We start from the raw sequence: 9,113 nt of genomic DNA, 5'->3' as shown, positions 1-9,113 counted from the left end.
GAGAGAACGGGGGAGGGAGCCTCGGGCACGGGTCCCGCTTCGAGGGCGGCGACGTCGTACGGGATCGCGAGGACGACCGGGATGCGATAGGTGAGAGCGTGCTCGATCGCGATGACGGTCGTCGCGGCGGCATCCGTGCGTCCGACCGTGTAGGTGCGTGCGCCGACGGCCGAGGCGAGCGCGATCTGGTCGACGTCCCACGGGCGCGGGCCCGACGTCGGCTCATCCCCGACGACGAGCACGAGCGGCACGTGCGCCTGCACGGCCTCGGCCAGGGCGGTGATCGTGTTGGTGAAACCGGCACCGTACGTCGAGGTTCCGGCGGCGATGCGACCGGAAGCGCGATAGTGCGCGTCGGCGGCGACCACGGCGCCCTGCTCGTGACGGACAGGGGTGAAGACGGCATCCGTCTGCGTCTCGATCGCGTCGAGGAAGTAGGCGTTGCCGTTGCCCATCACGCCGAAGACGGCGTCGATGTGCTGGGCGAGGGTGAGGGCGACGTGCGCGGAGACAGTGGGCATGAAGATGCCTTTCGAGACAGGGACGGAGAGAAGCGGATCCGTATGTGTCTCGCCCTCGCGTCTGCGCGAAGTGCTTCGTGCCTCTTTTTCAGGCACCGGCGGCGGGCGCCGGACCTGCTCAGTCTACCGGCGAAGCGGAGTGGGGCGATGGAGGAGAATGAGGCGATGACCACTGCAACGACCGAGCGCGAGACGCTCACCTGGGACGGCTTCGGCACGGCGACGCGGGACCTGGCGCGCAGCATCCTCGCCAGCGGCTTCGAGCCGGAGGTCGTCGTCGCGATCGCTCGGGGCGGGCTGCTGCCCGCCGGGGCCATCGCCTACGGACTTGGCGCGAAGAACTGCGGCGCCATCAACGTCGAGTTCTACACGGGCATCGGCACGGTGCTCGATGCTCCCGAGGTGCTGCCGCCCGAGCTCGACATGGCGTACCTCGACGGGCGCCGCGTGCTGCTGGTCGACGACGTCGCTGATTCGGGTCGTACGCTGGCGCTCGCCGTGCAGCTGCTGAAGGACAAGGGCGCGGAGGTGCGCTCGGTCACGATCTACACGAAGCCCTCGACGATCATCCAGCCCGACTTCGCGTGGAAGGACACCGATCTCTGGATCAACTTCCCGTGGTCGTTCCAGGGCACCGTGCGGGAAGAAGACCTGGGGCTCGCGCCGTCGGCGTGAGGCCGCGGGCGTCAGTTCTCGTCAATTCCCGCGAGGAGACGCTCGGTGGCGGCCGCGAGCAGCGGGATGTCATCTCGTGCTGTTGCGTTCACCACGGCATGCGCAGTGTCGAAGTAGCGGTGTGCCAGGTGATCTCGCATGCGGGCTATCTCCCGCCAGGGAACTCCCGGTTCAGTTGAGAACATCTCAGGACCCAAGTCCTTTACTGCCTCGCCGATCTCGAGCAGGCGAAGGCGAATCGCGTCGAACACGATCTCGTCGTTGCTGTCTGCCCGATCGACGTACCGGGAGATCGCGTCACACGCGAGCGTGATGTCGTTCAGCCTGGCTCGCGCATGGCGGCTCAAAGCGGGACCGCGTCCCGCAACGCGTGCTTCGCAATTTCGGGCTTGAGGCCTGCCCGGGGAACGATGTCGACAGAGCGCTCGAGCAGTGTTTCGGCGGCGCTCTGCATCCGGAGCAGACTGAACAGGCCTACTGCGGGGTCGAGGTCGACGAGGAGATCGACGTCGCTGTCGGCACGTTCGTCACCGCGCGCGACGCTTCCGAACACTTCAACGTTCGTTGCTCCGTGCTCGGCGAGCAGCGCGCGGAGTGCTGCTGCCCGCATCCGGACCTGCTTCAGGGTCTCTGGCTCCTCGCTGAGCGAGAGAGCGAGCCCTGCGGCGCCGAGCAACCTGTCGAGAGCCGAGACCGAGGGTTCCCGACGTCCGTTCTCGTACTCGCTGATAACGCTCTGGCGGATGCCGGACCGCTCCGCCAGGACGGTCTGCGTCAGGCCGGAACGTCTGCGCGCTTCCTTGATCAATGTGGAGCCTCGACTCATAGTGCCCAGTTTATCGCGGATAAGTGATAATTCGATGCGTTTACCCGCGCAGCAGCGCCCGCAGCGTCTGGATGGTGTCGGCCTCGGCCGCCGTCTTGTCGGACCGGTAGCCCTTCACTCTCGCGAAGCGCAGGGCTATGCCGCCCGTGTAGCGGGGTGAGCGCTGCACGCCATCGATCGCGATCTCGACGACGATCTCAGGCCGCAGGAAGACGGTGCCCTGCGTACGCCGGGTCTCGTACTCGGGGAAGGTCTCGGTCTGCCAGCGCAGCAGTTCGTCGGTCAGTCCCTTGAACGTCTTGCCGACCATGACGTAGCCGTCGGGATCGCCGAACTCACCCTCGGGATCGCGCGCACCGAGGTGCAGGTTCGACAGCCACCCCTGCCGGCGGCCGGAACCCCATTCGGCGCCGAGCACCACCAGGTCGTACGTCAGCACGGGCTTGACCTTCACCCAGGACTTGCCGCGCCGGCCGGCGGCGTACGGCGCGTCGAGGGCCTTCACGACCACGCCCTCGTGCCCGGCGGCGAGAGCGTCGCGGGAGAGCTGCTCGGCGGCATCGGGGTCGGCGGTGATGATTCCCGGCATCCGCCATTCACCGGCGATGCGTTCGAGCTCGGCGAGGCGCGTCGAGAGCGGTTCGTCGAGCAGATCCCGTCCGTCGACATGCAGGACGTCGAAGAACCACGGCCGCAGGAGCAGCTCTCGGGCGACGTCGGCGCCGAAGCGCGACATCGTCTCCTGGAACGGGCGCGGCCCGCCGTCTTCGTCGAGCGACAGTGTCTCAGCGTCGAGGATGAGGTCGTGCGCCGGGAGCGACCGCACGATCTCGACGATCTCGGGTACGCGATGCGTGATGTCGGCCAGGCTGCGCGTGTAGACGCCGACCTCGTCGCCGTGGCGGTGCACCTGGATGCGGGCGCCGTCGAGCTTGTACTCGACCGATGCCTCGCCGGTGATCTCGAGCGCCGCTGTCGGGGTCGCAGCTGTGGCGGCGAGCATCGGCAGCACGGGACGCCCGACCTGCAGGCCGACCGCTGCGAGCTCTTCTTCGGTTCCGGTCAGGGCGAGCTGCGCCGTCACGCCGAGGTCGCCGGAGAGCATCGCGGCCCGCCGCACCACGGCGGCGTCGCGTTCCGATGCCCGGGCGATCGCGTCGAGCAGCACGCCGCCGAGCGCACCCGTGCGCAACTCGCCGAGCATGGCGCGCACGAGGAAGTCCCATTCATCGGCGGTCGACCTGCCGGCGAGTGCTCCGAGGATGCTGCTGCGCGAGGCCGCCGAACCGGTGCCGGATGCTGCCGCCAGAGCATCCAGCGATTCGTCGACGTCGGCGATGCTGAGGGTCGACTCGTCGGCATGCGCGACCTCGAGGGCGGCGATCCCGCGCCACCCGACGCCGAGCCGCCCCTGCCTCGGTGAGGCCAGCAGCAGTCCGACGAGTGGTGCGATCTCGTCGGGCTCGGCTGTCGCCAGCAGCCGCGCGAGGGCATCGATCTTCGCGAGACGCGACGACGTTGCGGCGACCTCTTCGGTGGTGGTGACGAGGTCGGAGAGCTTCATCCCCGCATTCTGCCACCGGCATCCGACATCGACGAGGTGTGGCACGATCGGAGGTCTGCGAGGGGTGGAGAGATGAGTGATGAGCGGACAGAGTTTCTCCGTGCGGTGGTCGCGCTGATGCCCATCCCTCAGGCCGACGGCCCCAACCTGATCGTCGGGATCGACGGCGTCGACGGATCCGGCAAGACCACACTCGCCGACGAACTGGCCGCGCTCATGCCGTCCAGTACGCGAGTCTCCATCGACGGATACCATCACGTCCGTGAACGCCGTTACCGGCGCGGCCGGTCATCTCCAGAAGGGTTCTGGCTGGACTCGTACGACTACGAGCGGTTCCGTCGAGAGGTCATCGACCCGTTCCGTCGTGGACACGGCACCTACCTTCCAGTGGGGCACGACGTCGACTCCGACGAACTCCTGACCGGTCCCCGTCGCGCGGTGCCACGGGGGAACATCCTCCTCGTGGACGGGATCTTCCTGCATCGCCCGGAGCTGGTCGACGTCTGGGATCTCTCGATCTTCCTCGACGTCCCGTTCGCGGAATCCGTCCGTCGGATGTCGGTGCGTGACGGGCTCCCGCCCGATCCCGACGCGGTGGAGAACGCGCGCTACGTCGGAGGACAGAAGCAGTACCTGGCCGAGTGCCGGCCGGCGGAGCGAGCCACGATCCTCGTCGACTACGAGGATCTCGATCGGCCCAGCATCCGTCGTCCGTAGTTCGGCGTTGGCTCTGCCACCCGAGAACAGGCAATCACGCCGGATCAGGCCGATTCCCGGCCGGTCGGCCTGATTCCGCGCGATCGCCTGATTCGGCGCGGGAACGCGGATGCCTCCCGCTCAGCGCCCCCGGAACTCGGGCTTCCGCTTCGCCTGGAACGCGGCGAAGCCCTCGCGATAGTCGTCCGTGTCGCACAGCGCGGCCTGTGCGGCGTTCTCGATGCCGACCGCATCCCACAGCGCCAGGCGCTCATCACGGATCTGCGCGACAAGCTGCTTGCTGGCGAGGAAGGCAGCCGTGGCTCCGCGGGCGGCGGTGGCGGCGGCATCCGTCGTCGCGGAGACGACCTCGTCGTCGGAGAACACCCGCGAGAAGAGTCCGGATGCCACAGCTTCAGCGCCGCTCATCAGGCGTCCCGTGTAGATCAGGTCCAGGGTCTTGTGGGCGCCGAGCCGGTCGAGGAAGAGGGCGTGCCCGCCGGAGTCGAGCGTCGCCCCGAGAGCGGCGAACGGCGAGCCGATCTTCGCGGACTCCGCGACGTAGACGACATCCGTCGCGATCAGCAGGCCGAGCCCGACGCCCAGGCAGGCGCCATGAGCGACCGCGAACGTCGGAGCAGGGAAGCGAGACATGCGCTGCAGCAGGGGCGTGACGATCCCGCCGAGGTAGCCCATCACGTCGTCATTGCGCGGGTCGACGTCCGAGATGTCGCGTCCGGCGCAGAAGGCCCGACCCTCGCCCCGAAGCACGAGAGCACGAACGCCCGCGGACTCGGCCTCGGCGTACGCGGCGTCCAGGCCGTGCAGCGCCTGCTCATCGAGCGCGTTCAGCTTCGGCGGTGCGTTCAGGACGATCGTCGCGACGTCATCGGCGATGGTGAGATCGATCATGAGTTCCTCTCGGCGGGCCCTTCGACAAGCTCAGGGACCCAGACTGCGGGCTCCGGTCACACGTCGTAGTCGACGACCACGCGGTCGCTCGTGGGATGGGACTGGCAGGTGAGCACGTAGCCGCGTTCGAGCTCGTCGGGTTCCAGCGCGTAGTTCTCGGTCATGCTCACGCTGCCCTCGATCACCCGAGCACGACAGGTGCCGCAGACGCCGCCCGCGCAGGCGAACGGGGCATCCGGTCGCACGCGCAGAGCCGCGTTCAGCACGGACTCGTGCGCGTCCACCGGACTCTCCACCGTCGACGAGACGCCGTCGAGGTTCACCTCGATGCGGACCGTCTTGGCCCCTGCGCGCACTTCGACGGGGCGGGCGGTGCGCAGCGGCTCGTCGCCGGTCGTGAACAGCTCGAAGCGGATGCGCTCGCGTGCGACGCCGACATCGGCGAGCACCTCGCGGCACAGGTCGACCAGCGCGAGCGGACCGCAGAGGAACCACTCGTCGACGTCGCCCGGGTCGATGAGTGAGACGAAGATCGTGCGCAGCTTCTCCTCGTCGATCCGGCCGGAGAGCACGGGAGCCGTCCGCTGCTCGCGGGACAGCACGTGATGGAGCGTGACGCGGGTCGGGTAGCGGTCCTTGAGGTCGGCGAGATCCTCGAGGAACATCACGTCGAGCGTCGACCGGTTCGTGTAGAGCAGGGTGAACCGCGAGGTCGCGGAACGAGTCAGCACGGTGTGCGCAAGGGCCATCACCGGCGTGATGCCGGAGCCCGCGGCGATTCCCACCACGTGCCGATCATCGAGATCGTCGAGACCGGACGTGAAGGTGCCCTGCGGGCTCATCACGTCGATCTGGAATCCCGGATGCAGCCCGGTCTGCGCCCAGGTCGAGAACAGGCCGCCCTCATCGCGCTTGACCGCGACGCTGAGGCGGGTCGGCTGTCCGTCCGTGCGGTGCTCGGGAGCGCGGCACAGCGAGTACGACCGGCGCACCTCGGTGCCCTCGAGCGTGGTGCGCAGCGCCACGTACTGTCCCGGGAGGTGGTCGTAGTCGTCGGCGAGTTCGGCCGGCACGGTGAAGGTGACCTCGACCGCGTCGTCGGTGAGTGGGCGCACATCCTCGACCGTGAGGGTGTGGAAGCGCGCGCGGGTGCGCTCGCCGGGTTGCCGTCGAGACGTGACGGATGCCGGGGCGCCGGCTCGTGCGGAGGAGAAGAGCGACATCAGTGCACCTTGAAATGATCGAACGGCTCGAGGCAGGCTCGGCACTCGAACAGGGACTTGCAGGAGGTCGAGCCGAAGCGGGACACCTCACGCGTGTCGAGGGAACCGCACCGCGGGCAGCGGACGCTCAGCGCGAGGCGAGTCGGCCCGGTCGACATGGCTGCGCGACCGGACGGCGGGGCGATGCCGTACTCCGTGAGCTTCTGCTTGCCGGCATCCGTCATCCAGTCGGTGGTCCAGGCGGGGGACAGGACCAGGCGCACCTCGACCTCGGCGAAGCCGGCGGCGGTCAGCGACAGGATGACGTCGTCGCGGATCGTGTCCATCGCCGGGCATCCGCTGTAGGTGGGGGTGATGTCGACCCGGACGCGCTCGCCGTCGGACTCGACCGCGCGGAGGACACCGAGGTCTTCGATCGTGAGGACCGGGACCTCGGGGTCGGGGACGGCGGCGGCGATCCGCCAGGCCGCTTGCGTGGGCGTGAGGGTCACCATGATGCCCCCGGATGCCGACGCGCGAGCACCTGCATCTCGGCGAGGATGTGTCCGAGCGGGGTCGCATGCTGCCCGTGTCGACCACCGGCGGAGGAGGCGGCCACCGTCGGTGTGGTCAGCTCCGCCTCGGCGAACACCGTGTCGACGACGGCGTCGAAGCCGGCCCGGAGGCTTGACGGACGCACCGCCGCGTCGCCCAGCCGCTCGATCAGGTCGTCGTCGCGGAACAGCTCGTCGACGTAGGGCCAGACGTCGCGGTTCGCCCGGATGATCCGCTCGCGCGACTCCTCGGTGCCACCGGCGAGGCGCAGCATCCACTGCACGGCGTGATCCCGGTGATAGTCGACCTCTTTGAGTGACTTCTCCGCGATCGCGGCAAGAGTCTCATCGCTGCTCGCCCGTAGCCCGGAGTACAGCTCGAACATGTAGGTCGACACGACGAACTGCCGGGCGATGGTCTGGGCGAAGTCGCCGTTGGGCTGCTCGACGATCCAGACGCTGCGGAACTCCGGCTCGTCGCGGAAGAAGGCGAGATCGTCTTCGCTGCGTCCGTCGTAGGAGCCGGCGTAGCGCAGGAAGGAGCGGGCGTGACCGAGCAGGTCGAGGGCGATGTTGCCGAGCGCGACGTCCTCCTCGAGCTCGGGCGCGCGGGAGATCCACTCGCCCAGCTGCTGGGAGAGGATCAGGGCGTCGTCGCCGAGACGGAACGCGTATTCGGCGATGTGGGCGGTTGCCGCGACAGCGCTGCCGCCCGCGAGCTCGTCGCTCAGCTGCAACGCGTCGACGGTGACGTCGCCGTGGACGTCGTGGTCTGGGGAGGTCACAGGTGCGGCACCCCCTCGGACGCGGTGTAGTACACCGCGTGCCGGTAGTTCTTGCCCGACGGGCTCTCGAAGTACGCGCCCTTGGCGTCGGGGTCGCTCGTGGTGATGGCTTCGGCCGGCACAGCCCAGATCGACACTCCCTCACCGCGCCGGGTGTAGAGGTCGCGGGCGTTGCGGATGGCCATCTCGGCATCCGGAGCGTGCAGGGACCCGACGTGCACGTGACTCAGGCCGCGATTGGCCCGCACGAATACCTCCCACAGCGGCCACGGTTCACGCTCGTCAGCACCGGGGGTGGCCATCACGCGACTCCCGTCCCGGTCGTTGAGCGAGCCGCAGGCGAGCCGAAACGCTGCTTCCGGGCGTACTCCGCCGCGGCCTCGCGCACCCAGGCGCCGTCTTCATGAGCCGTGCGCCGGCGCTCGAGCCGTTCGGCGTTGCACGGCCCGTTGCCGCGCAGCACCTCGAAGAACTCGTCCCAGTCGATCTCGCCGATCACGTACTCGCCGGTCTCCTCCTCGAAGCGGAGATCGGGGTCGGGGAGCGTGACGCCGAGGATCTCGGCCTGGGGCACCAGCATCCCGACGAAGCGCTGGCGCAGGTCGTCGTTCGAGAACCGCTTGATCTTCCATTTCATCGACTGGGCCGAGTTCGGGGACTGCTCATCGGGCGGCCCGAACATCGCCAGGCTCGGCCAGTACCAGCGGTTCACGGCATCCTGCGCCATCTGTCGCTGCTCCTCGGTGCCCTGCATCAGGCTGAGCAGGATCTCGAATCCCTGGCGTTGGTGGAAGGATTCCTCCTTGCAGACGCGCACCATCGCCCGGCCGTAGGGGCCGTAGGATGCGCGGCACAGCGGCACCTGGTTGACGATCGCGGCACCGTCGACGAGCCAGCCGATCGCGCCCATGTCGGCCCAGGTCGGGGTGGGGTAGTTGAAGATCGACGAGTACTTGGCCTTGCCGCTGATGAGCTGATCCATCATCTCGTCGCGGGTGATTCCGAGGGTCTGCGCGGCGGAGTAGAGGTAGAGACCGTGTCCGGCTTCGTCCTGCACCTTGGCCATCAGGATCGCCTTGCGCTTGAGGCTCGGCGCGCGGGTGATCCAGTTGCCCTCCGGCTGCATCCCGATGATCTCGGAGTGGGCGTGCTGCGAGATCTGGCGGATCAGCGTCTTGCGGTACGCATCCGGCATCCAGTCGCGCGGCTCGATGCGCTGCTCGTTCGCGATGAGCTCGTCGAACAGGCGCTCCTCGTCGGAGATCTCGCTCGCGACGAGGGAGAGGTCTGCGGAGCTGTTCATCGAGACTCCTTGCTCAGCTTCTTTACTGACCGATCGTTAGGTTATTCTCGCACACGAATGCGTTCGGTTCAAGAA

12 protein-coding genes are annotated in these 9,113 nt (G+C 68.3%); 2 read left to right on the top strand and 10 right to left on the bottom strand.

From position 1 onward, the window contains the following. On the bottom strand, positions 1 to 521 hold a 521-nt coding region (locus RS85_RS00580; RefSeq protein WP_046011474.1), incomplete at its 3' end, for a thiamine pyrophosphate-binding protein. Between the two features lie 165 nt (positions 522 to 686). Between RS85_RS00580 and RS85_RS00575 the strand changes: the two genes are divergently transcribed. Next, positions 687 to 1,196, top strand: a complete 510-nt coding sequence (locus RS85_RS00575; protein WP_046011477.1) for a phosphoribosyltransferase — start codon at positions 687 to 689, stop codon at positions 1,194 to 1,196. Between the two features lie 11 nt (positions 1,197 to 1,207). Here the strand turns inward: RS85_RS00575 and RS85_RS00570 are convergent, their stop codons facing one another. The 3 genes from RS85_RS00570 to RS85_RS00560 are packed head-to-tail and all read right to left on the bottom strand — an operon-like array spanning position 1,208 to position 3,586. After that, on the bottom strand, positions 1,208 to 1,543 hold the full coding sequence (locus RS85_RS00570) for a HepT-like ribonuclease domain-containing protein (protein WP_046011473.1): 336 nt from the start codon (positions 1,541 to 1,543) through the stop codon (positions 1,208 to 1,210). Then, complete coding sequence (locus RS85_RS00565; protein ID WP_046011472.1) at positions 1,540 to 2,022, bottom strand: helix-turn-helix domain-containing protein; 483 nt, start codon at positions 2,020 to 2,022, stop codon at positions 1,540 to 1,542. Before RS85_RS00565 ends, RS85_RS00570 begins: the two co-directional genes overlap by 4 nt. A gap of 40 nt (positions 2,023 to 2,062) precedes the next feature. Next, a complete protein-coding gene (locus RS85_RS00560; RefSeq protein ID WP_046011471.1) occupies positions 2,063 to 3,586 on the bottom strand; it encodes an ATP-dependent DNA ligase in 1,524 nt (507 codons plus the stop codon). 72 nt (positions 3,587 to 3,658) lie between these two features. Between RS85_RS00560 and RS85_RS00555 the strand changes: the two genes are divergently transcribed. After that, the gene (locus RS85_RS00555; protein WP_046011470.1) at positions 3,659 to 4,303 is read left to right on the top strand and encodes an AAA family ATPase; all 645 of its coding nucleotides are present in this window, start codon (positions 3,659 to 3,661) and stop codon (positions 4,301 to 4,303) included. A gap of 120 nt (positions 4,304 to 4,423) precedes the next feature. On the opposite strand, the gene RS85_RS00550 is transcribed toward RS85_RS00555, so the two are convergent. From RS85_RS00550 to paaA, 6 genes are read right to left on the bottom strand one after another with little or no spacing between them, the layout of a single operon-like run. After that, positions 4,424 to 5,194 carry an enoyl-CoA hydratase/isomerase family protein gene (locus RS85_RS00550; RefSeq protein ID WP_046011469.1) on the bottom strand — a complete coding sequence of 257 codons (771 nt, stop codon included), beginning with the start codon at positions 5,192 to 5,194 and terminating at the stop codon, positions 4,424 to 4,426. 56 nt (positions 5,195 to 5,250) lie between these two features. Continuing rightward, on the bottom strand, positions 5,251 to 6,417 hold the full coding sequence (paaE, locus tag RS85_RS00545; protein WP_046011468.1) for a 1,2-phenylacetyl-CoA epoxidase subunit PaaE: 1,167 nt from the start codon (positions 6,415 to 6,417) through the stop codon (positions 5,251 to 5,253). After that, entirely contained in the window at positions 6,417 to 6,911 is a 495-nt protein-coding gene (paaD, locus tag RS85_RS00540; RefSeq protein ID WP_046011467.1) for a 1,2-phenylacetyl-CoA epoxidase subunit PaaD, read from the bottom strand. The genes paaE and paaD overlap by 1 nt, the downstream gene beginning before the upstream one ends. After that, positions 6,905 to 7,735 carry a 1,2-phenylacetyl-CoA epoxidase subunit PaaC gene (gene paaC, locus RS85_RS00535; protein ID WP_046011466.1) on the bottom strand — a complete coding sequence of 277 codons (831 nt, stop codon included), beginning with the start codon at positions 7,733 to 7,735 and terminating at the stop codon, positions 6,905 to 6,907. Before paaC ends, paaD begins: the two co-directional genes overlap by 7 nt. After that, positions 7,732 to 8,037, bottom strand: coding sequence for a 1,2-phenylacetyl-CoA epoxidase subunit PaaB (gene paaB / locus RS85_RS00530; RefSeq protein WP_046011465.1), 306 nt, complete (start codon positions 8,035 to 8,037; stop codon positions 7,732 to 7,734). The genes paaC and paaB overlap by 4 nt, the downstream gene beginning before the upstream one ends. After that, positions 8,037 to 9,038 carry a 1,2-phenylacetyl-CoA epoxidase subunit PaaA gene (gene paaA / locus RS85_RS00525; protein WP_046011464.1) on the bottom strand — a complete coding sequence of 334 codons (1,002 nt, stop codon included), beginning with the start codon at positions 9,036 to 9,038 and terminating at the stop codon, positions 8,037 to 8,039. Before paaA ends, paaB begins: the two co-directional genes overlap by 1 nt. Positions 9,039 to 9,113: the final 75 nt, after the last annotated feature.

The organism is Microbacterium sp. SA39 (genome assembly GCF_000967865.1).
In the GTDB taxonomy this organism is placed as follows: Bacteria; Actinomycetota; Actinomycetes; order Actinomycetales; family Microbacteriaceae; genus Microbacterium.
The sequence above is the reverse complement of the archived record's forward strand: the minus strand, read 5'-3'. Positions and strand labels throughout refer to the sequence as shown.

What these genes read in the sequence shown, in the direction of transcription:
- RS85_RS00575 (WP_046011477.1), top strand. Translation starts at nt 687, where the DNA reads ATGACCACTGCAACGACCGAGCGCGAGACGCTCACCTGGGACGGCTTC.
- RS85_RS00565 (WP_046011472.1), bottom strand. Translation starts at nt 2,022, where the DNA reads ATGAGTCGAGGCTCCACATTGATCAAGGAAGCGCGCAGACGTTCCGGC.
- RS85_RS00560 (WP_046011471.1), bottom strand. Translation starts at nt 3,586, where the DNA reads ATGAAGCTCTCCGACCTCGTCACCACCACCGAAGAGGTCGCCGCAACG.
- RS85_RS00555 (WP_046011470.1), top strand. Translation starts at nt 3,659, where the DNA reads ATGAGTGATGAGCGGACAGAGTTTCTCCGTGCGGTGGTCGCGCTGATG.
- RS85_RS00550 (WP_046011469.1), bottom strand. Translation starts at nt 5,194, where the DNA reads ATGATCGATCTCACCATCGCCGATGACGTCGCGACGATCGTCCTGAAC.
- paaE (WP_046011468.1), bottom strand. Translation starts at nt 6,417, where the DNA reads ATGTCGCTCTTCTCCTCCGCACGAGCCGGCGCCCCGGCATCCGTCACG.
- paaD (WP_046011467.1), bottom strand. Translation starts at nt 6,911, where the DNA reads ATGGTGACCCTCACGCCCACGCAAGCGGCCTGGCGGATCGCCGCCGCC.
- paaB (WP_046011465.1), bottom strand. Translation starts at nt 8,037, where the DNA reads ATGGCCACCCCCGGTGCTGACGAGCGTGAACCGTGGCCGCTGTGGGAG.
- paaA (WP_046011464.1), bottom strand. Translation starts at nt 9,038, where the DNA reads ATGAACAGCTCCGCAGACCTCTCCCTCGTCGCGAGCGAGATCTCCGAC.